This is a genomic window from Clostridium perfringens (assembly GCF_016027375.1).
Taxonomy (GTDB): Bacteria; Bacillota; Clostridia; order Clostridiales; family Clostridiaceae; genus Sarcina; species Sarcina perfringens.
The window spans coordinates 2,104,461-2,125,135 of sequence record NZ_CP065681.1 but is presented as its reverse complement, the minus strand read 5'-3'; the positions used below and the strand labels follow the sequence as shown (position 1 = coordinate 2,125,135).

The window sequence follows — 20,675 nt, the reverse complement described above, 5'->3', positions numbered from 1 at the left end:
TTAAGTGTTTTTAATTGATAAGATATATAAATAATATTTAAAGCTTATTATGCATATAAATCAATGAGTAGCAATATTTATGGGGGAAGTTATGGATATTATAGGCAGTATAAACACCAGATTTTTAAGCAAAAGTGAACAGAGCAAAAATGAAATCTTCAATAAAATAGATAACATAGTAAAAGGTGGAGGCAATATAATTAGGATGAATCTATCCCATGGCAAGCATAGAGATGTAGAATGCTGTATAGATTACATAAGAAGCAATCATAAGAATGTAAAAATTCTTTTAGACTTACAGGGAAATAAGATTAGGGTAGCTAATAATATATATGGAACATTTAAAGTTAATACAGGTGATTTAGTTTATTTTTGTTCAGAGGAAACTTATGATGTTTATCTTAAAAATATTGATAGAAATAAACTTATACCTTTAAATATAAAAAATAAGTTTATATACAATAATACTTTTAAAAAGATATATATGAAAGATGCCACTATGGAATTTATAGTAATAAGCAATAACAATGGGTTAATAAAGACTAAAGTTAAATTAGGTGGAGTAGTTAGAAAAGAAAAGGGATGTAATCTTCCTAATTTAGATAGGAAAAATTGGGGTGTAAGCGAAAAGGATTTAGAAGATATTAGATTTGCCTTAGATAATAAAGTAGATATTATAGATTATTCTTATTGTTCTTATATGGAAGAATGTAGAGAGTTTAAAAATATTGTTTTTAAAAATTTAAAGTCAAATCAATTTATTCCTAAGCTTTGGGGGAAAATTGAAACTAATGAAGGAATAAATAATATTAAAGAAGTTGCTAAAGAATTAGATGGAATAGTTATAGCAAGGGGAGATTTAACAGCAGAAATTGGAATATTAAATGTTCCTATAGTGCAAGAAAAAATATTATATGCTTTAAAAAATGAGAATAAATCAATAATAGTAGCCACAAATGTACTTTCATCTATTAGAAATAAACAAAATAAGCCTACAATAAATGAATTAAGCGATATATATCATTTTATTAGGTGTGGCGCAACAGGGTTTATGCTTACTGGAGAAACTAGTACTGGGGAAAATGAAGAGTATGTTGTTACAACCTTAAAAAATAGTATAAAATATTACGAAAAGTTATTATCAAAAATAAAAAAGAGATCAAAGAGAGTCTAAAAAGACTTTCTTTGATCTTTTATTTTAGATTTTTGTATAAGTTCATAGGATTTTATAACTATTAAGAAGCTTAAATATCCTAATAAAGCACCTGTTAATACATCACTTGGATAGTGAACAAGCAAGTATAATCTAGAAAAAGCTATTAAAGAAGCTAAGGAATAGATATATACTCTTATATTTTTAAAATAATAAGCTAACATAAATGCTGCTGCAAAGGATGCAGAGGTATGACCAGAGGGCATAGAGTAACTACTTGGTTTAGGTATCATTATATGTAAGCTTTCATATGTTGCAAAGGGTCTAGATCTTTCTATAATATGTTTAAGAAGTCCTTCACCAAGCAGGGTGTTAACAATTAAAACAGCTAAAGTTAATAATCCTATTTTTCTATATTTTTTTGAAATTATAAGTAAGATGCTTATGGCAATCCATATAAAGCCTAAATTACCTAATGAAGTTAAGAAAATCATTATTGGATTAAGAAACTTATTTTGTATATTATTTTGTATAAAGTAAAGTATATTTATATCTATATTTTGAATAAAATGCATCTTATTGCCTCCTAAAATTAATAAATATATTTTATTACTAAATTTTTAAGAAGTCTACTATAAGTATGTAAATAAGTTTATAAAAAAAAGTAATATTATATAAAAAATATTCATTTAAAGAATTAGAGAAACAAAATATAATGTAGATGTAATAAATAAAAGGAGGTCTAATATTGAGAAAATTAGAAAAATCTCTTTTAATTATTATAAGTGCAATACTTATGATATTTCTAATAATATTTAATATAATTAAAAATGGAAACTATATTAAACGTTTAAATAATGAAAATATAGAGCTGGTTTGGTACACCATTGGAATAGAACCTGACGATATGGATAGAGTTGAAAGGGAAGTAAATAACTATTTAACTAAAAAAATAAATGCAACTATTGATATTAGATTTGTAGATTATGCTGATTTTACAAAGGTAATGAATAATAAAACTAAAGAAGGAGAAAATTTTGACCTTGTATTCACATCTTCTTGGGCTAATGATTATTATCCTAACGTAAAGGAAGGGAATTTTATTAATTTAAATAACCTGATTAAAGAGTATGGAAAGGATGTTTATAAAGCTCTTGATAAAAAGTTTTGGGAGGGAGCAGCAATAGATGGTTGTATATATGCTATTCCAAACCAAAAGGAGATTTCTAGTATGCCTATGTGGGTATTTTCTAAAGAATATGTAGAAAAATATAATATTCCTTATAAGGATATAAAAACTTTAGAAGATTTAGAAGCTTGGTTAAAGTTAATTAAAGAAAATGAAGAAGGGGTAATTCCTTTTTACGTTGATGATAGTTATTCAGTTCCTATGTTTTGGGATCAATTAGCCCCTGCTTTAGGAATAAATTTAGAAAGTAATAACTTTCAGGTAGTAAATATATTTAAAACTGAAGAGATGATTAATAATTTAAAGACTATGAGAAGATATAAGGAGCTTGGATATACCAATACTAAAATTGGGAATGCTGGTGATTTTTCCACTAAAAGATTTGTAACTAAAGCTGATGGGCAGCCTTATGCTGAAAAAATATGGTCTATTAAAAGTGGAGGAGAGGTTGTTGCTACACCAATTTTAGAAAGTTATATTACAAATGGATCAGTAAATGGTTCTATGATCGCCATATCAAAAAATTCAAAAAATCCTGAAAAAGCTATGGAGTTTTTAAATCTTTTAAATACAGATAAGTATTTAAGAAATCTTATTAATTATGGAATTGAAGGAGTTCACTATGAAAAGATTTCAAATAATAAAATCAAGCTTTTAGAGGAATCTAAAAATTATATGGTTGATTACTACACTTTAGGAAATTTATTTATAACATATGTATTAGAAGATGAACCAGAAAATAAATGGGATGAATTTAAAGAGGTTAATAATAAGTCTAATGTATCTCAAGCCTTAGGATTTAAGTTTGACCCTAGTAAGGTAAGTATTGAACTAGAGGATGTAAATACTGTTCTTGAAGAGTTTACAAGAAGTTTATATACTGGATTAGTAGATACAGATGAATATGTTTCAAAGCTTATTAATAAGCTTGAAAGTGCTGGAATAGATAAAGTTAAGGAAGAATTAGAAAGACAATTAAATGATTGGAAAATAAAAAAGCAGACTTTTTAGTCTGTTTTTTTATTTAAAGATATTACCTGAATATTATCTATAACCGTAATGGTTCCAGTTTCTATCATAGGCTCAAGGATTTCTATTAATTCATTTATTTTTTCCTTACTTTCAATAACTTCTATGACTACAGGTAAGTTTCTAGCAAGTATTTCAATAAAATCAGAATGTATTTTATGATGGCTATCTAAGCCTTCAATTCCTCTTATTACAGTTGCCCCCAAGATATTTTCTTTTTTTAGTACTTTTAATATCTCTAAGTAAAGTGGCTCACCATTATACTTATCAGATTCATCAATAAATATTTTTAAAAAGCTACCTTTGAATTCATTTCTCATAAAAGATTCCTCCTAAAAATTAAAATAATATCCTAGCAAGTTTTTGTCCTATTACAACAAATAATAAACTACAACCTAAGTTTAAGATTATATTTTCTATTCCTAAAGTTATATTGCCATTAGTTAACATACTAATTGTTTCATATGAAAAAGTAGAGAATGTAGTAAGGCCTCCCATAATACCAGTAGTTAAAAAAAGTTTCATATTAGATGAGATTAATGCACTATCCATACTGAATTCCATAATGAAACCTATTAAAAGAGCACCTAAAATATTGGCAATTAGAGTACCATATGGAAAGTTTCCTCCAAAATTTTTGGCTGCAAAAATTGAAATAAGATATCTCAAGGATGCACCTAAAAATCCACCCAGTCCTACTATTAAAGCAAGTAAAAGTTTTTGCATTTTAATTATCTCCTTAAATATTATTATAAATATACTTTTTTATAATGTTAACAAATTTTAAATAAAAAGTAAAAGTATAATTCTACAGAATAATAAGTCTGATTAAAAATATATCATACATTTTAATCATATATGATTAGAGAAAGAATAAAAATATTCAAAATGTAATAGTTATATTACAAAAATTTCAAACTTTTTAAAATATTTAAAAAGTTAACAGAATATATATAAAAATCTTTTGATGTTAAAAACCCTTGAAATGTAGTAAAATAGCCTGTTTGACACATTAATACAGGACTTTTTTGTAATGTTGACTTTTTCACTGTTATGTTATAAATTAACTATAGAAACTTTAATTTACTTAAAGCTTCTCAAACAAAATACTAAAAAATATATATGATTATCATATTAGTTTTAATTAAATTTGATAAAGTATATGATTATTGTAAACGTTTGTTTAGTCTTTGAGATTAAGGGATCTAAATGGTATAAAAATAGTAATATGAGGGGGAAAAAAAATGCTTAGACACAAAAAATTATTAGCATTAATTTTAGGAGGAGTAATGACTACATCTGTAATGCTTACAGGATGTGGCTCAAGTGACAAAAAAGCAGAGGGAGGAGCAGCAAGTGAGGAGCCAGTTAACTTAGTATGGTATGTAATAGGTAAACCTCAAACAGATGGAGAATTAGTAGAAGAGGAAGTAAATAAATATATAAAAGATAAAATAAATGCTACTGTAGACATAAAACATATTGACTTTGGTGATTACAGCCAAAAAATGAATGTAATAGCTAACTCAGGAGAAGAATATGATTTAGCATTTACATGTTCATGGGCTTTCCCATATTTAGAAAATGCTAGAAAAGGTGCTTTCCTTGAATTAAATGACTTATTAGATAAAGAGGGAGCAGACCTTAAAGGGGTTATAGATGAAAGACTTTGGAAGGGTGCTGAGGTTGATGGAAAAATATATGGAGTTCCAAACCAAAAAGAAATAGCAGGAGCACCTATGTGGGTATTTGATAAGGAGCTTGTTGAAAAATATGATATTCCATATCAAGATTTACACTCAGTAGAAGATTTAGAACCATGGTTACAAATCATAAAAGAAAAGGAACCAGATTTTGTACCATTCTATACTCAAGGGGATTCAATTCCATTAGAGTTTGATGAAATAATGAGACCATTAGGAATATTCTACAATGATGATACTTTAACAGTACAAAATATGTATGAGACAGAAGAAATGAAGTCTATGATGACTAAATTAAGAGAATACTATGAAAAAGGATATATAAATCAAGATGCAGCAGTTAATAATATGAAAAATGAAGTTAAGAGATTTATGTGGAAGGCTGATGGACAACCATATGCAGAAAATGGATGGGGACAAGCTTTAGGTAGAGAAGTTGTAACATCATCAATAATCCCTCCATATGTTACAAATAACTCAACAACTGGAGCTATGACTGCTATATCAGCAACATCTAAGCATCCTGAAAAAGCTATGGAGCTTATAAACTTAGTAAATACTGACTCTACATTAAGAAACCTATTAATGTTTGGAATAGAGGGAACTCACTATGAAAAAGTTAGTGACAATCAAATAAAGAGAGATCCAAATGGACCATATAGTGTTACAAGTTGGGCTTACGGAAACTTATTTGATACTTACGTTTTAGATAGTGACCCAGCAGATAAATGGGATGCTTTTGAAGAATTTAACCAAGGTGCTAAGACTTCACCAATCTTAGGATTTAAGTTCAATACAGAGCCAGTTACAACTCAAATATCAGCAGTTAATAACGTATTACAAGAGTTTGAAAGAACTTTATACTCAGGTTCAGTAGATCCAGTAAAAGGATTAGATGACTTAAATAAAAAGTTAGCTGCATCTGGATTAGATGACATAAAAGCTGAAATGCAAAAACAATTAGATGAATGGAAAGCTTCTAATAAATAATAAATTTTAAATATAAAAAGAGTGGTTTTAAGCCACTCTTTTTTATTTTTTTTAATAAATTCAATCTGTTTTAATAAGAGTTAATATCATTTTAGAAGAGAGTAAAATATTAAAAAATAAATTTAATTAAGAAAATACTTAATTAGATATTGAATTTCTAGAAAAATAGGAGTAGAATTTAATTAAGGAAATGCTTAATTAAAAATAAGAGGTGGCTTATGGAAGATAAAATAAAAATATTTAAAGCACTAGGAGATGAAACTAGAATAAATATACTACATCTCATAAATAAAAGATCTATGTGTGCAAAGGGAATAGCTAGAGAACTTAGCATTTCAGAATCTGCTGTTTCTCAACAAATAAAAATATTAAAAGATGCAAATCTCGTAATTGGATATAAAATAGGTTATCACATTGTTTATGATTTAAATATAGAGCAGTTAGAAAGCATTAATATCTTAATTAATTATATCGTAAATAATGATAATAATATAAAAACAAAAGAAAATATCTATGAAAAATGTAATAAGATATGTAAACATGCTAAATGCATAAATAATAAAAATTTGAAGGAGGAAAATATAATGAGAATTTGTTTCCCAGTTAAAAATAATGAAGGAGTTAAAAGTGTACCATATGGTCATTTTGGTACTGCTCCAACTTTCGTAATATGTGATTTAGAAAAAGATGAAGTAACTACTGTAGGCAATGGTGATTTAGGTCATGAACATGGAAAATGTCAACCAATAAAAGCTTTATCAGGTGAAGTTGTAGATGCTGTAGTTGTTGGTGGAATTGGTGCTGGTGCTATAAGTAAATTAAATTCTATGGGAATTAAAGTTTACAAAGCTATTGAAGGAGATATAGAAGCTAATTTAGAAGCATTAAAAAAAGGTGAATTAAAAGAGTTCTCAAGCACACATACATGTAATCATGATGGATGCAGTCATTAATAAAGAAAAAGCGAGTTCTTTTTATTATTTAGAATAAAATATTTATAAGAAAAATACTAAAAAGGTATTACATTTTAAAGATGTAGTACCTTTTTTATTTAAAAAAATTAATTTAAACATTAATAATTTTTTAAAAGGTTTATTATACAGAGAAGGTAAGTATTATTAAGTATATGTATTTTTAAAAATTATTTAATGTGGAGGATTAAAATTGGATATTGAGAAGTTTTTAAGGGAGATTAGAGAAAAAATAATTAATTATAGAAGGGATTTTCATAAATATCCTGAAATTGCATGGAAAGAATTTAGAACATCTTCTTTAATTGGAAAATATTTAAGAGAAATGGGTTATGAAATAAAAATAGGAAAAGAAATAATAAGTGAAGAGCATAGGTTAGATGTACCAAACGAACTTGATTTAAAGAAAAGTTATGAAAAATCCTTAAATCAAGGTGCCTATAAAGAATTAAGTGATTATATGATTGGGGGATACACTGGAGTAGTTGGGATTTTACAAAATGGAGAGGGTCCAACTATTGCTTTAAGATTTGATATAGATGGAGTAAAAGTACTTGAATGTGAAAATAATGAGCATTTTCCTTTTAAAAATGGTTTTTCTTCTTTAAATAGAGGTATTATGCATGCTTGTGGACATGATGGTCATATAGCTATTGGTCTTGGAGTTGCAGAAGGGATTATTAGATTTAAGGAATATTTTAATGGAACAATAAAGCTTATTTTTCAACCTGGAGAAGAAAGCGTCTGCGGTGGAAATCCAATGGCTCAATCAGGAATCTTAGATGATGTAGATTATTTATTAAGTGGTCACATAGGAATAAAGGCAAGGAAATCAGGAGAAATAATCTGTGGAACAAAGGGATTTTTAGCAACATCTAAAATTAATGCTGAATTTACAGGGAAGTCTTCCCATGCCGCAGTTGCACCTGAAAAAGGGCATAATGCTTTGCTTTCTGCATCTACAGCAGTATTAAACTTAGATGCTATACCAAGAAATGGTGAAGGCATAACAAGAATAAATGTAGGAAAGTTAATTGCAGGGAGTGGTAGAAATGTAATTCCTGGAAAAGCTTTTATGGAAGTAGAGACTAGAGGAGAAACTACAGAATTAAATGAATATATGGAAAGTTATGCAACTAGAATTCTAAAAGCTTCTGCAGATATGCATGATAATCATGTGAAAATATCCTGTTTAGGAAGATCCATAAGTGGTAGTAGTGATAGAGAGTTAATTGATATTATTAAATGGGAGGCAAAAAATATAAAGGGATATAACAATGTAATAGATGAAGAAGACTTTGGTGCTAGTGAAGATATATGTTATATGATGAAAAGAGTACAGAAAAATGGAGGAAAAGCATCTTATATAATGTTTGGAAGTGAGTTAAAGGATGAACATCATTCTATTAGGTTTGATTTTAATGAAGAAGATCTGTTTCCAGCAATAAATTTATATTTAAGAGTAGTAATGAATCTTTGCAATAAAAAATAATAAAATTTTTAAAAGATGAATTATATTTAATAATTATTCTATGTATATATGGGATTATATCAAAATAACTTTTTATAAAACTTACAAACATATTCCGAGAATTACTAGATTTTAAGTGAAAGTCCAAATTTTTAATTTGGATTCTTGAACTTATGCAATTGAACTTTGTGAGATTGTATTCCTAAGAAATTAACAGTCTCAGCTTTTTAACGTGATATTTTCTACGTAATAATTTAAATTCTAAAGCTTATCTAGATATTCTCTTCATACTGTTTGTAAGTTTTATTGTTATATTTTGATAAAGCCCTTTTATAGAGTGGATAATAAATCATCTATGATCATATTTCCACCTAATTTATAATCATATGTAGAATTAGTATTTAAAGACTTTAAGAAGCTCCAAGAAGCATTCCAAAGCTTAACTACAAAAAGGTAATTTTCTAATTTTTCCATTAATTCATAAGAGTAGTAGCCAAAATAACTTTTTATTAAAAAATATCTCTTTTTTTCATCAAGCATCCAAGATACAGTAGCTAAATCAAAAAATATATCACACATAGCAGAAAATTCAAAATCAATAAAAAGAACATTTTTATTATGATATAGTACATTTGAAGAATTTAAATCGTTATGACAAAGGCCAAGAGTCATATTTTTGCTTAATTTTTCTTCAAGAATATTTAATTTATTTAAGACTAAATCAATGCCTTCATGAAAATTAAAGTTTTTAGATTTTAAAATATGAAAATTTTTTCTTATATGTTCAAAAGGGTTAAAAATATGTTCACACTTAAGAATATGTAGTTTTTTTAAATTAATTGAGAGTTTTTCAAGGAATTCTAAAGATGTAAATGTACTCATATTTACCTTTGAATCTTCTAAAAATTTGCTTATTAGTATTCCATTATCCTTATTATGATATATAATAGGGGGGGATAGCTTGTTCAAATTAGCAAATATTAAAACAAAATTTTCCTCTGAAAAATTATTTTTATTATCTTTACTAGGTATTCTTAAAACATATTTATTATTTTCACACTCTAATAAATAATTTGAGTTATTAAGACCGCCTAGTTTGGTTATCTTATGATTTTTCATTTTGTTAGTCATCTTAATCTCCTTATATTCTAATGAAAATATTATATCAAAAAATAAGAAGGGATGGAAAAGGATAATGTTAAATGAGGTGTTAAAAGGAATAGAAGGTTTAGATAATGACATGATTTTAAAAGCTAAAAATAGAGTAGATTCTTTAGCTAAACCTTTAGGAAGTTTAGGGAAGTTAGAAGATATAGCCATAAGGTTATCTGGAATAACTGGGAATATGTTTAATAATATTGATAAAAAGTGTGTGATTATAATGTCTTCTGACAATGGAGTTGAAGAAGAAGGAGTAGCCTCAGCACCTCAATGTGTAACCTTACTTCAAACAAAAAACTTTATAAAAGGTACTACGGGAGTAGCTACATTGGCAAAATCTAATGGAACAGATTTAATGGTTTTTGATGTGGGAATTAATTCAGATGAAGTTGTAGAAGGAGTTATAAATAGAAAGATATCAAAGGGAACTAAAAATATTTATAAGGAACCAGCTATGACTTATGAAGAAGCTAAAAAATCCTTAGAAATCGGAATAGAAGCTGTAAAAATAGCTAAGGAAAAGGGATATAAAATACTTGGAGTAGGTGAAATGGGAATAGGAAATACCACTACTTCAGCAGCAGTATTAAAAGCTCTTATTGGGTGTGAAACTTCTCAAGTAGTAGGAAAAGGTGGCGGAATAAATAATGCTTCTTTTGAAAAGAAAAAAAGAATTGTAGAAGAAGTGGTTAAAAAACATAATATTAATTTTGATGATCCTATTGATATTATTTCAAAGGTTGGAGGATATGATATTGGAGCAATGACAGGTGTATTTTTAGGAGCAGCTTTCTATAGAATCCCTGTAGTGATAGATGGATTTATATCCGTTGTGGCAGCTCTTTTAGCTAATAGATTAAATCCTTTAGTTAAAGAATTTTGTTTTACTTCTCATAAATCACAGGAAATAGGATATGAGTTAGCTATAAAAGAGTTAGGTTTAGATCCTATGTTAGATTTAAATATGAGATTAGGAGAAGGAAGTGGATGCCCAATAGCTTTCTCAGTAATTGATTTTGCAACAGCCATGATGAATAATATGGCAACCTTTGAAGAAGGAAATATAGATAACAGCTATTTAGAAGATGTAAAGGATGAAGAATGTTATATTGTTCTTTAAAACTTTAAAAATATTATAGGAGTTAATTTAATTAGTTATGATAGTTTTAATTATTGGAGGCGCTAAGAGTAGCAAATCTTCTTATGCTGAATTTTATAGTAGTAATCTTTCAAAAAAAGGAAAAGGGAAGCTTTATTACTTAGCTACTATGAACCCTTATGATTCAGAGGATTTAAAGAGAATAGAAAATCATTTGAAGAATAGAGAAAAATATGATTTTAAAACCATTGAAAAACATAGAAATTTAAATGAGATATTTTATAAATTTTCTAAGGAAGATACTGTTTTACTAGACAGTTTAACCTCTTTAGTTACTAATGAGATGTTTGTAGGAAAAGAATTTAATGAAAGTGTACATAGTAATATTTTAAAGGACATAAAGAGACTAGGAACTAAGGTTTCTAATTTAGTAATAGTTTCAGATTATGTTTTTAGTGATGGAATTAAATATGATTCTTATACTGAGTCTTTTAAAAGAGAATTAGGCAAAATAAATTGTGAATTAGCTTCCTTCTCAGATGTGGTTATAGAAGCTTCCTTTGGAAACTTAATATTTCATAAAGGAGAGGAGGTTTTAGAAGATGAAAATTTTTTATAAGGCTATAAATATGACCTTAAGCATGTTTACAGTTATTCCATTGCCTAAATATGAATGGGATGACAGGGCTGCAAAACATATAATGAAGCTTTATCCTTTCATAGGGTTAATTATAGGAGCACTTTGGTATTTAAGTTTTTTTGTATTAAGTAAGCTAAATGTACCAATTATGCTTATGGCAGCTCTTATTTTAACGGTGCCATATATTTTAACTGGATTCTTACACTTAGATGGTTTTATGGATGTTTCTGACGCACTTCTTTCTAGAAGAGATAAGGAGACAAAGCTTAGAATTTTAAAGGATTCTACAGTTGGAGCTTTTTCAGTTATTTCTGTAGTTTTATTACTATTAGTAGAATTTGCTGGAATGTTTACTGTTTTAAATAAAAATTTAGATATGAGAATATTAATATTTATACCAATAGCATCAAGGGCAATAAATGGATACTTTATTGTAAGTCAAGAGATGCTTGGACAAAGTTCTCTAGCAAAATTTTTTAAAGAAGGAACTGGAAAAGTAGATGAAATAATTTTACTAGGAATATATGTATTAGTTGCATTAATAACGTTTTTCACCTTAGGAATAAATTATTTAATAGCTATTTTAGCAATGGGACTTATTTCTTTTATTTTACTTTTAAAAGTAAAAAAAGAATTAGGAGGAATAAATGGAGATGTTGCAGGATACATTCTTGTTCTTATGGAGTTTACAGGAATTTTACTTTTAGGAATTATTTAAGGAGGAGAAGCTTTTGAAACTTTTATTTGGCGGTGCCTATAATGGAAAACTAAGGTATGTAAGAGAAAAGTTAGGCATAAATGAAGAGGAAATATTTTATTGCAAAGAAGATTCTATAGACTTTTCTAAAAAGGTTATTAGTGGAATAGATAGATTAATTTATTTTAATGCCTTACAAGGAAAAGAGTCTTTAAGCTTTTTTAAGGAAAAAAAAGAATTATTAAAAGATAAAATTTTAATTTGTGATGAAATATCTTCAGGAATAGTTCCTTTAAAGAAAGAGGAAAGATTATGGAGAGAAGAGACTGGAAAAGTTCTTCAGTTTTTATCAAAGGAAAGTGAAGAAGTTTATAGAATATTTTTTGGAATAGGAACAAGATTAAAGGGTGAATAATAAGATGATAATTTATTTAATTAGACATGGGAAGACTTATTGCAATGAGAATAAACTTTATTGTGGAATAAGTGATGTGCCTTTAAGTGAGGAAGGAAAAAAAGAGTTAGAGGAAAAAAGAAAGAGTGTGAGTTTGCCAATATGTAAGAGAAATTTTACAAGTGGAGCAAAAAGAGCTAATGAAACATTTAATATTTTATATCCAAATAAGAAGTATGAAGTCATAAAGGAATTTGGTGAGTATAATTTTGGAGATTTTGAACTAAAGTCTTATGAAATGCTAAAGGAAGACAAGGAATATTTAGACTGGATCTTAGATGAAAGCAAGGAAGTTTCATGTCCTAATGGTGAATCAAGAAGGGATTTTGAAAAGAGAATGAAAAAAGCATTTTTAAAATTACTTCTAACCCTTAAGAAAGAGGGAGAAGAGGAAGCTTTAATAGTATGTCATGGAGGAAGTATAGCTTGTATTTTAGAACTCTTTGAAAAGGATAAATTAGACTTCTATACTTATCAACCTAAGTGTGGAGGAGGATATAAGTTAAAAGTTGAACAGGATATCAATAACTTAAAAGGAGATTTTTCAAGTCTAGAGTTTGAAAAAGACATAACAGATAATTTAAGACTAGAAATAATAGAAAGGTTTTAGAAATGATAAAAATTATAATAGGATATGTTTTAGACCTAATAATAGGAGATCCTAATAATCCATATCACCCTATTAGATATATAGGAAAACTAGCATCTAATATGGAAAAGCTTTGGAGAAAGGTTTTCAAGAAAAATCTTAAGATTGCAGGCTTCTTTGCTTGGCTTTTTATAGTTTTCATAACCTTTGGAGTAACTTTAGGAATTGTACATATTGCTAATAAGATTAATCCTATTTTAGGAACCATAGTATCTGGAATACTTATTTATTTTTGTATTTCTGCTAAGGGACTTAAAGTTGAAGGACTTAAAGTAATTAAGATTTTAAAAGAAGGAGATATTGTTAAGGCTAGAAAACAATTATCTTATATTGTAGGAAGAGATACTGAAAATCTAGATGAAGAAGCTATAGTTAGAGCTGTAGTGGAAACTGTAGCAGAAAATATGTCAGATGGTATTATAGCACCTTTACTTTTTGCAGGAATTGGGGGAGCACCTTTAGCTTTCTTATATAAAGCAGTAAATACATGTGATTCAATGTTTGGATATAAAAATGATAAATATAAGGATTTTGGATTTTTCTCAGCTAAGCTTGATGATGTGTTTAATTATATTCCAGCTAGATTAACAGCTTATCTTATAGTAATCTCTTCTTTTATTTTAAGACTTAATTGCAAAGACAGTTTTAAAATATACAAAAGAGATAGATATAATCATTCAAGTCCTAACAGTGCTCATCCAGAAGCAGCTGTTGCAGGGGCTTTAGGAATAAGACTTGGAGGAGCAAATTACTATTTTGGAAAGCTTGTAGAAAAACCAACCATAGGAGATGCTAAAAAGAAAATAGAAATTTCAGATGTTTATAAGACTAATAATATATTAGGAATGGTTTCTTTTTTAGGAATGGTAGTAGCACTTATTATTAGATGTATTTTAGAGGTGATTATATGAATTTAGGACATGGTGGTAATGTAGAAGAAATTAAGAGGATTTATGGCTTAAAAGAAAATAAAATTATTGATTTTTCAGCTAATATAAACCCCCTAGGAATCTCTGAAAGAGTAAAAGAGGCTATGGTAAGAGGAATAAATTCTATAGAGAGATATCCAGATATAACTTATTATGAGCTTAAAAAAGAAATTTCAAACTTTGAAAAGGTAGCTTTAGAAAATATAGTTCTAGGAAATGGTGCAGCAGAGGTTATTTTTAATATAGTAAGAGGAATAAAACCTAAAAAGGCCCTTATAGTAGCACCAACCTTTTCAGAGTATGAGGATGCTTTAAATTCTGTTGAGTGTGAAGTTAACCATTATATATTAAAAGATAATTATTCAGTAGATAATGGATTTTTAGAAGAAATCAAGGAAGAATTAGATATTATATTTTTATGCAATCCCAATAATCCTACAGGTGCTTTAATAGAAAAAGATTTTTCATTAAAAGTATTGGAAAAAGCAAAAAAAATGAATATTACAGTTGTTTTTGATGAATCTTTCTTAGACTTTGTTGAAGATAATTATAGATACTCTCTTATTAAAGAACTTGATAATTTCCAAAATTTAATTATAGTAAAATCTTTAACTAAATTATTTGCCTTTCCTGGAATAAGATTAGGTTATGGATTAAGTTCTAATAATAATTTTATAGAAAAAATAAATTCAGTAGGAACTCCTTGGAGTGTAAATACCGTAGCAGACTATGCAGGAAGAGAAGCATTAAAAGATGTTAAGTATATTAAAAACAGCGTAGCTTACATAAAAAAAGAAAATGAATTTTTATATAATGGCCTAGAAAATTTTAAAGATATTACTACTTTTAAAGGTGCAGTAAATTTTATATTTTTTAAATTGAATAAAAATATAAATTTAAGAGAAGAATTAATTAGAAGAGGTATTATAATAAGAAGTTGTAGTAATTATATTGGCTTAGACCATAGCTTCTATAGGGTGGCAGTTAGAACAAGGGAAGAAAACAAAAAGCTTTTAGAAGAACTTTCAAAGGTTTTAAAATAAGCCTTATACTATTACTTTTATTATTAATAGGTTTTATATTAAATTAAGAAGTTTGACAATGATAAAATATAATAATATAATCAAGTTGATTAACTAATAATTGGTGTGATTTTCGCTTAATAGGGAATGAAGTTAAAGTCTTCAACTACCTCAGTAACCGTGAAGCAGACAAAATCTCAATATGTCACTGCATTTTTTGTGTGGGAAGACGAGATGGAGGAAGAAGCAAAGTCGGGATACCTGCCTTTTATTTAAGTACTATTATCTTCTGAGGGTAGGATAATAGGGTGCGTATGATTTAAATATGCTTAACATACCTTCTTAAAATGGTATGTTTTTTTATTTTATACGTATTAATTTAAGCCTCAAATATTTTAATTGTTAAGTTTTATGAAAGAGAAATTTGATTTATGATGATTTAAGCTTAATTTAGGAAAGTTCAGATTTGCTTTTATAGATTGTAAGGGATGCTTAGCAATATTAAAAAAATACATATTAAAATCATTAAATAAAATCAAATAGGAATCCTTCATATAACTTAAGAATTTATAAAGGTGAAAGTGGAGGAAGAATATGAGAAACTTTAAAAAAGTAATTTCTTTAGTAATGATAACCATGATGGCATTACTTATGTTTACTGGATGTGGAAGTAAAACAGTAACAATGAAAGATATGGAAGGAACTGAATTTACAGTACCTAAAAAGATTGAAAGAATAATATCAACAGCTCCATCTAATACAGAGATATTAGTAGGTTTAGGACTAGGTGATAAAATAGTTGGTGTTGATAAATATTCGGCAGATGTAAAAGGATTAAATCCTGATATTCCTAAAATAGACTTTAGAAATCCAGATGCAGAGACTATAGTAGCTCTTAAGCCAGATGTGATAATAGCTTCAGGGCACAATAGAACAGGAAAAGAAGATCCATTTAAGGCTTTAAAGGATGCAGGAATACCTGTAGTTTATATTCCAACTAGTGATAGTATAGATGGAATATATGAAGATATCAATTTCTTAGCTAAGTTAACTGGAACAGAAGCTGAAGGAAAGAAAATGGTTGATTCAATGAAAAGTGAAGTAGATAAAATAAAAGCTATAGGTGAAACTATAAAAGATAAGAAAACTGTTTACTTTGAAATTGGATCAGGTTCAAAACTTTATAGCTTTGGAAGTGATACTTTCTTAAATAACTTATTAACTATAATTGGAGCAGAAAACATATTTGGTAATGAAAAGGGTTGGATTTCTCCAAGTGAAGAAGCTGTTATAAAAGCAAACCCAGATGTAATTTTAACAAATGAAAGTTATATTGAAAATGCTACAGATTTAATTGCTAAACGTCCAGGTTGGAATACAATAACTGCTGTTAAGGATAATAAAATATTCTTAGTAGACAATAATGCATCATCACGTGGAAGTCAATACGTGGTAAATGTATTAAAACAAATGGCAAAGGATATTTATCCAGAACAATATGCAGGAATCTAAAAAAAGAAAACTACTAATATTACTAGCTATTCCATTAGTAATATTAGTACTCTGTATTGGAACTTCCATAGGAAGTTCCAATATTAATATATGGGATACTATTTCTATAGTTGGGAATAAAATTTTTAATATTCCTCTTAGAACTGGTATAAAACCAGAGGACGTAGCAATTATTTGGGTAATTAGATTACCAAGGGTATTATTAGCTTTTGGAGTTGGAGCTTCTCTTGCAGTTAGTGGAGCCATAATTCAATCTATATTAAAGAATCCATTAGCATCACCATATACTCTAGGAGTTTCATCAGGAGCTTCCCTAGGAGTTGGAATATACATAGTTCTTGGAATTTCAATTCCTGTAATAGGAAATTTAGCTATGCCTATTATAGGATTTTTATGTGGAGTTTTAACTGTTTTTGCTGTTATTATCTTTTCTAATAAAGTTGATAGAGGGCTTTCAAATAATACAGTAATATTAGCTGGTATGGTGTTATCACTTTTTACTAGTGCAATGTTAACAACTGTAACATCTATATGCAGTGAAGATTTAAAGGCTATTACAATGTGGCAAATGGGATCATTTGCTATGAAGAGTTGGTCATATGTTTTGGCTGGAATTCCATTTTTAATAATTGGAATTTTTATGGCTGTAAGATATACAAGGGAAATGGACATCTTAAGCTTTGGAGAAGATGGAGCAAAGGCAATAGGAGTTGAAACTAAAAAGGTGAAAAAGACACTACTTGTTTCAGTGGCAATTTTAACTGGAAGTGCCGTAGCTTTAAGTGGTGTTATAGGATTTATTGATCTTATTACTCCTCATATAGTTAGAAAAATATTTGGAGCTAGTCATAAGATAGTAATTCCAATGTGTATTATACTTGGAGGAACTTTAATGGTATTAACAGATTTAGTTTCAAGGACATTAATTGCCCCATCAGAATTACCAGTTGGAGCAATTACGGCATTAATTGGAGCACCATTTTTTGCATATCTATACTTTGGAAAAAGAAGTAGGTGATATTTTGCTAGAAGTTAAAAATTTATGTTGTGGATATGATGGTAATGAGGTTATACATAATTTATCTTTTAACATAAACAGAGGAGAAAACATATCTATAATAGGACCAAATGGGTGTGGTAAATCTACAGTCTTAAAAGCCTTAGCTAATTTAATAGAATACAAAGGTGAAATAAAGCTAGATGGGGTAGAAATTAGAAATATAAAAAGAAAAGATTTAGCTAAAAAAGTTGCATTGATGAGTCAAAATTCTGAAGTGTATTTTTCTTATACTGTTTTTGAAACAGTTTCACTAGGCAGATATGCTCATATGGATGGTATTTTTTCAAGCCTTACAAAGAAAGATAGGGATATAGTCTTAAAGTGTATTGAAAGCGTAGGATTATTAAATGAAAAGGATAGGTTAATAAATGAATTATCAGGAGGACAACTTCAGAGAGTTTATTTAGCAAGAGCCTTTGCTCAAGATCCTGAAATATTACTTTTAGATGAACCAACAAATCATTTAGACTTAAAATGTCAAATTGAAATTTTAGATTATATAAATAAATGGACAAAGGAAAATAACAAAACTGTTATAGGAGTTTTACATGATTTAAATTTAGTTCAGATGTTTAGTGAAGATGCAATTTTAATAAAAGAAGGTAAAATTTATAGTAGTGGAAAAGCAAGAGAATTATTAAATAGTTCTAAAATTACAGATGTATATAAAATAGACATAAGAAAATTCATGCTAGAAGCATTAGAAAGATGGAAGTAGGTGGACAATATGAAAAAAAAGTTTGTTGTATCATATAGTTGTGGAAAGGATAGTACATTATCATTATATAGAATGATAAAGGCTGGACATACTCCAGTAGCTTTATTAGTTACTGTTGATAAAAAAGTTTTAAGAAGTTGGTTCCATGGTATACCAGATAAATTATTAAAAGACGTATCAAAATCTCTAGATATACCTCTAGTTTTAGTTGCAAGTAACGGAAAAGAAAACTATGGTGAAACATTTGTTGAAGCTTTAAAGAAGATTAAAGAGGAAATGGGTGCAGAAGCTTGTGTATTTGGAGATATTGATTTAATGGCTCATAGAACTTGGTGTGAAGATAAATGTGAAAAAGCAGGACTTGAAGCTATTTTCCCACTTTGGGAAGAAGATAGAGAGGCTCTAACTTACGAGTTTATAGATAGTGGCTTCAAAACTGTAATTAAAAATGTAAAATTAAGCATTTTAGGGGAAGAATTCTTAGGTGAAGTTTTAACTAAGGATGTAGTTGAAAGATTAAAAGCAGCTGGTTCAGATGCTTGTGGAGAAAATGGAGAATATCATACATTTGTTTTTGATGGACCTTTATTTAAAGAAAGAATAAACTTTGAAACTGGAGATAATATATTAACAGAAACTCATGGATTCTTAGATATTAAGTAGGTGTGTTTTATGAAGTATAAAAGTATAATGCTTCTTGGTACAGCATCTTCCGTAGGAAAAAGTACTGTTGCAGCAGCCTTTTGTAGATATTTTAAGAAAAAAGGATATAGGGTTGCTCCTTATAAAGCTTTGAATATATCATTAAATTCCTTTGTAACAAAGGAGGGGGATGAAATAGGACGAGCTCAAGTGGTACAAGCTGAAGCCTGTGAAATTGATCCTAAGGAATATATGAATCCTATATTGATGAAACCTAGTGCAGGATTTAAAACTCAGGTAATAGTTAGAGGTAAGGTTCATTGCACTATGGATGCTTATAAATATAAGGAATTAAATAAATATCTTAAGGAAAAAGCAAAAGAAGCTTATGATGACATTTCAAATGATTATGATTTAATAGTTTTAGAAGGATCAGGAAGCTGTGCTGAAATAAACTTAAGAGAAACTGATATAGCAAATATGCATACTGCTAAAATAGCAGACGCTGATGTTATTTTAGTTGCTGATATAAACAGAGGAGGAGTTTTTGCTTCTATTGTTGGTACTATAATGCTTTTAACTGAAGAAGAGAGAAAAAGGGTTAAAGGGGTTATAATAAATAAATTTAGGGGAAAAAGAGAGTTTTTTGAACCTGCAATGAGACAAATAGAAGAAATAATAAAAATCCCTGTTTTAGGAGTTATGCCTTACTTTGATTTAGATATAGAAGAGGAAGATAGTGCTTCTATTAAATTAAGAAAAGGTAATGGTAAAGGGATAGATATAGCAATAGTTAGATTACCTCATATGTCAAACTTTACTGATTTTAATTCCTTAGGAAGAATAAAAGATGTAGGTATAAGGTATGCTGAGAATCCTAAGGATTTAGAAAATGCAAATATGATAATAATTCCAGGAAGTAAAAATACCATAGATGATTTAATTTATTTAAAAGAAAGTGGTTTTAAAGAGGCGCTAATTAATGAAAGTTCTAATGGAAAATTAATATTTGGTATATGTGGAGGTTATCAAATATTAGGAGAAAAAATAATTGATTCTCTTGGTGTTGAAGGTGACATAAGAGAAGAAGAAGGCTTAGGACTTTTAAATATAGTAACATCATTTAATAAAGAAAAAACTACTAAACAGGTTGTGGCCTTTGATTTAGAAGGAAATGAAGTAAGTGGATATGAAATTCATAATGGGGAAAGTGTTCCTACAGCTAAAGAGAATATATGGATAAAAGAGAAAAATGGTAATGTTCTTGGAATGAATAACAAAGAACAAAATGTTTTTGGTACTTATATTCATGGAATCTTTGATGAGGGAGACTTTGGAGAAAAGCTTATAAATAAGTTAAAGAAAGAATTAAACATAGAAGAAAGTAATGAAGTTAATTATAAAGATTATAAAATGAGTCAATATGATAAGCTTTGTGAACTTTTAGAAGAGAATATAGACATGGCATATGTTGAGAATCTAATTAGATCTTAATTTTAAACAGTGTATTAATTTTTATTATTTAATACACTGTTTTTATTTTAAAGTAGTATTTATTTTATATAGAACATTAGATAAAAATGCAT

Annotated in this window: 21 protein-coding genes and 1 riboswitch; of the genes, 17 read left to right on the top strand and 4 right to left on the bottom strand. The window is 28.0% G+C overall.

Features of this window, described 5'->3' with window-relative positions; genetic code table 11:
• The first annotated feature begins 91 nt into the window (after positions 1-91).
• Positions 92-1,174 (top strand): pyruvate kinase, encoded by a 1,083-nt coding sequence (locus I6G60_RS10085; protein WP_003476015.1) that lies wholly within the window; start codon positions 92-94, stop codon positions 1,172-1,174.
• Here the strand turns inward: I6G60_RS10085 and I6G60_RS10080 are convergent.
• Positions 1,171-1,728, bottom strand: a complete 558-nt coding sequence (locus I6G60_RS10080) for a phosphatase PAP2 family protein (RefSeq protein WP_003448881.1) — start codon at positions 1,726-1,728, stop codon at positions 1,171-1,173. The genes I6G60_RS10085 and I6G60_RS10080 overlap by 4 nt on opposite strands.
• A 173-nt stretch (positions 1,729-1,901) precedes the next feature.
• Here I6G60_RS10080 and I6G60_RS10075 point away from each other — a divergent pair, with 173 nt between their 5' ends.
• The gene (locus I6G60_RS10075; RefSeq protein WP_003458581.1) at positions 1,902-3,353 is read left to right on the top strand and encodes an ABC transporter substrate-binding protein; all 1,452 of its coding nucleotides are present in this window, start codon (positions 1,902-1,904) and stop codon (positions 3,351-3,353) included.
• On the opposite strand, the gene I6G60_RS10070 is transcribed toward I6G60_RS10075, so the two are convergent.
• Both I6G60_RS10070 and crcB read right to left on the bottom strand, forming a co-directional pair.
• Entirely contained in the window at positions 3,350-3,691 is a 342-nt protein-coding gene (locus I6G60_RS10070; RefSeq protein WP_003458628.1) for a DUF190 domain-containing protein, read from the bottom strand. The two genes, I6G60_RS10075 and I6G60_RS10070, sit on opposite strands and share 4 nt — an antisense overlap.
• A gap of 19 nt (positions 3,692-3,710) precedes the next feature.
• Positions 3,711-4,097 (bottom strand): fluoride efflux transporter CrcB, encoded by a 387-nt coding sequence (gene crcB, locus I6G60_RS10065; RefSeq protein WP_003458613.1) that lies wholly within the window; start codon positions 4,095-4,097, stop codon positions 3,711-3,713.
• Between the two features lie 518 nt (positions 4,098-4,615).
• On the opposite strand from crcB, the gene I6G60_RS10060 reads away from it, so the two are divergent.
• The 3 genes from I6G60_RS10060 (at position 4,616) to I6G60_RS10050 (ending at position 8,527) form a co-directional block, all read left to right on the top strand.
• Entirely contained in the window at positions 4,616-6,064 is a 1,449-nt protein-coding gene (locus I6G60_RS10060) for an ABC transporter substrate-binding protein (RefSeq protein WP_003458586.1), read from the top strand.
• A gap of 218 nt (positions 6,065-6,282) precedes the next feature.
• Positions 6,283-7,017 (top strand): metalloregulator ArsR/SmtB family transcription factor, encoded by a 735-nt coding sequence (locus I6G60_RS15450; protein WP_011590650.1) that lies wholly within the window; start codon positions 6,283-6,285, stop codon positions 7,015-7,017.
• 211 nt (positions 7,018-7,228) lie between these two features.
• Positions 7,229-8,527, top strand: a complete 1,299-nt coding sequence (locus tag I6G60_RS10050) for a M20 family metallo-hydrolase (RefSeq protein ID WP_011590651.1) — start codon at positions 7,229-7,231, stop codon at positions 8,525-8,527.
• Between the two features lie 309 nt (positions 8,528-8,836).
• Here the strand turns inward: I6G60_RS10050 and I6G60_RS10045 are convergent, their stop codons facing one another.
• The gene (locus I6G60_RS10045; protein ID WP_011010189.1) at positions 8,837-9,637 is read right to left on the bottom strand and encodes a choline/ethanolamine kinase family protein; all 801 of its coding nucleotides are present in this window, start codon (positions 9,635-9,637) and stop codon (positions 8,837-8,839) included.
• A gap of 64 nt (positions 9,638-9,701) precedes the next feature.
• Here I6G60_RS10045 and cobT point away from each other — a divergent pair, with 64 nt between their 5' ends.
• From cobT to I6G60_RS09985, 12 genes are all read left to right on the top strand, one after another.
• Positions 9,702-10,787 carry a nicotinate-nucleotide--dimethylbenzimidazole phosphoribosyltransferase gene (cobT, locus tag I6G60_RS10040; protein WP_011590652.1) on the top strand — a complete coding sequence of 362 codons (1,086 nt, stop codon included), beginning with the start codon at positions 9,702-9,704 and terminating at the stop codon, positions 10,785-10,787.
• A 37-nt stretch (positions 10,788-10,824) separates the two neighbouring features.
• A complete protein-coding gene (locus I6G60_RS10035; protein ID WP_011590653.1) occupies positions 10,825-11,385 on the top strand; it encodes a bifunctional adenosylcobinamide kinase/adenosylcobinamide-phosphate guanylyltransferase in 561 nt (186 codons plus the stop codon).
• Complete coding sequence (locus I6G60_RS10030) at positions 11,369-12,124, top strand: adenosylcobinamide-GDP ribazoletransferase (RefSeq protein ID WP_003481152.1); 756 nt, start codon at positions 11,369-11,371, stop codon at positions 12,122-12,124. Before I6G60_RS10035 ends, I6G60_RS10030 begins: the two co-directional genes overlap by 17 nt.
• 13 nt (positions 12,125-12,137) lie before the next feature.
• On the top strand, positions 12,138-12,518 hold the full coding sequence (locus I6G60_RS10025) for a bifunctional adenosylcobinamide kinase/adenosylcobinamide-phosphate guanylyltransferase (protein ID WP_003448817.1): 381 nt from the start codon (positions 12,138-12,140) through the stop codon (positions 12,516-12,518).
• A 4-nt stretch (positions 12,519-12,522) separates the two neighbouring features.
• Positions 12,523-13,167, top strand: a complete 645-nt coding sequence (locus I6G60_RS10020) for a histidine phosphatase family protein (RefSeq protein WP_011590655.1) — start codon at positions 12,523-12,525, stop codon at positions 13,165-13,167.
• 2 nt (positions 13,168-13,169) lie between these two features.
• Positions 13,170-14,117, top strand: coding sequence for an adenosylcobinamide-phosphate synthase CbiB (gene cbiB, locus I6G60_RS10015; protein ID WP_011590656.1), 948 nt, complete (start codon positions 13,170-13,172; stop codon positions 14,115-14,117).
• Positions 14,114-15,178, top strand: coding sequence for a threonine-phosphate decarboxylase CobD (gene cobD, locus I6G60_RS10010; protein WP_011590657.1), 1,065 nt, complete (start codon positions 14,114-14,116; stop codon positions 15,176-15,178). Before cbiB ends, cobD begins: the two co-directional genes overlap by 4 nt.
• An 84-nt stretch (positions 15,179-15,262) precedes the next feature.
• Positions 15,263-15,440, top strand: a riboswitch (cobalamin riboswitch).
• 311 nt (positions 15,441-15,751) lie between these two features.
• Positions 15,752-16,669 (top strand): ABC transporter substrate-binding protein, encoded by a 918-nt coding sequence (locus tag I6G60_RS10005; protein WP_003464144.1) that lies wholly within the window; start codon positions 15,752-15,754, stop codon positions 16,667-16,669.
• Positions 16,656-17,687: a FecCD family ABC transporter permease gene (locus I6G60_RS10000; protein ID WP_003458539.1), complete on the top strand. Its 1,032-nt coding sequence runs from the start codon at positions 16,656-16,658 to the stop codon at positions 17,685-17,687. Before I6G60_RS10005 ends, I6G60_RS10000 begins: the two co-directional genes overlap by 14 nt.
• A gap of 4 nt (positions 17,688-17,691) precedes the next feature.
• Positions 17,692-18,447 carry an ABC transporter ATP-binding protein gene (locus tag I6G60_RS09995; RefSeq protein WP_003472318.1) on the top strand — a complete coding sequence of 252 codons (756 nt, stop codon included), beginning with the start codon at positions 17,692-17,694 and terminating at the stop codon, positions 18,445-18,447.
• A 9-nt stretch (positions 18,448-18,456) separates the two neighbouring features.
• Positions 18,457-19,110 carry a Dph6-related ATP pyrophosphatase gene (locus I6G60_RS09990; protein ID WP_003458530.1) on the top strand — a complete coding sequence of 218 codons (654 nt, stop codon included), beginning with the start codon at positions 18,457-18,459 and terminating at the stop codon, positions 19,108-19,110.
• A 9-nt stretch (positions 19,111-19,119) separates the two neighbouring features.
• Positions 19,120-20,583, top strand: coding sequence for a cobyric acid synthase (locus I6G60_RS09985; protein WP_011010197.1), 1,464 nt, complete (start codon positions 19,120-19,122; stop codon positions 20,581-20,583).
• Positions 20,584-20,675 lie beyond the last annotated feature (92 nt).

Bases quoted from the DNA above. Each gene is read 5' to 3' on its own strand.
- I6G60_RS10085 (WP_003476015.1), top strand. From the start codon at position 92: ATGGATATTATAGGCAGTATAAACACCAGATTTTTAAGCAAAAGTGAA.
- I6G60_RS10080 (WP_003448881.1), bottom strand. From the start codon at position 1,728: ATGCATTTTATTCAAAATATAGATATAAATATACTTTACTTTATACAA.
- I6G60_RS10070 (WP_003458628.1), bottom strand. From the start codon at position 3,691: ATGAGAAATGAATTCAAAGGTAGCTTTTTAAAAATATTTATTGATGAA.
- crcB (WP_003458613.1), bottom strand. From the start codon at position 4,097: ATGCAAAAACTTTTACTTGCTTTAATAGTAGGACTGGGTGGATTTTTA.
- I6G60_RS10060 (WP_003458586.1), top strand. From the start codon at position 4,616: ATGCTTAGACACAAAAAATTATTAGCATTAATTTTAGGAGGAGTAATG.
- I6G60_RS15450 (WP_011590650.1), top strand. From the start codon at position 6,283: ATGGAAGATAAAATAAAAATATTTAAAGCACTAGGAGATGAAACTAGA.
- I6G60_RS10045 (WP_011010189.1), bottom strand. From the start codon at position 9,637: ATGACTAACAAAATGAAAAATCATAAGATAACCAAACTAGGCGGTCTT.
- cobT (WP_011590652.1), top strand. From the start codon at position 9,702: ATGTTAAATGAGGTGTTAAAAGGAATAGAAGGTTTAGATAATGACATG.
- I6G60_RS10035 (WP_011590653.1), top strand. From the start codon at position 10,825: ATGATAGTTTTAATTATTGGAGGCGCTAAGAGTAGCAAATCTTCTTAT.
- I6G60_RS10030 (WP_003481152.1), top strand. From the start codon at position 11,369: ATGAAAATTTTTTATAAGGCTATAAATATGACCTTAAGCATGTTTACA.
- I6G60_RS10020 (WP_011590655.1), top strand. From the start codon at position 12,523: ATGATAATTTATTTAATTAGACATGGGAAGACTTATTGCAATGAGAAT.
- cbiB (WP_011590656.1), top strand. From the start codon at position 13,170: ATGATAAAAATTATAATAGGATATGTTTTAGACCTAATAATAGGAGAT.
- cobD (WP_011590657.1), top strand. From the start codon at position 14,114: ATGAATTTAGGACATGGTGGTAATGTAGAAGAAATTAAGAGGATTTAT.
- I6G60_RS10005 (WP_003464144.1), top strand. From the start codon at position 15,752: ATGAGAAACTTTAAAAAAGTAATTTCTTTAGTAATGATAACCATGATG.
- I6G60_RS10000 (WP_003458539.1), top strand. From the start codon at position 16,656: ATGCAGGAATCTAAAAAAAGAAAACTACTAATATTACTAGCTATTCCA.
- I6G60_RS09990 (WP_003458530.1), top strand. From the start codon at position 18,457: ATGAAAAAAAAGTTTGTTGTATCATATAGTTGTGGAAAGGATAGTACA.
- I6G60_RS09985 (WP_011010197.1), top strand. From the start codon at position 19,120: ATGAAGTATAAAAGTATAATGCTTCTTGGTACAGCATCTTCCGTAGGA.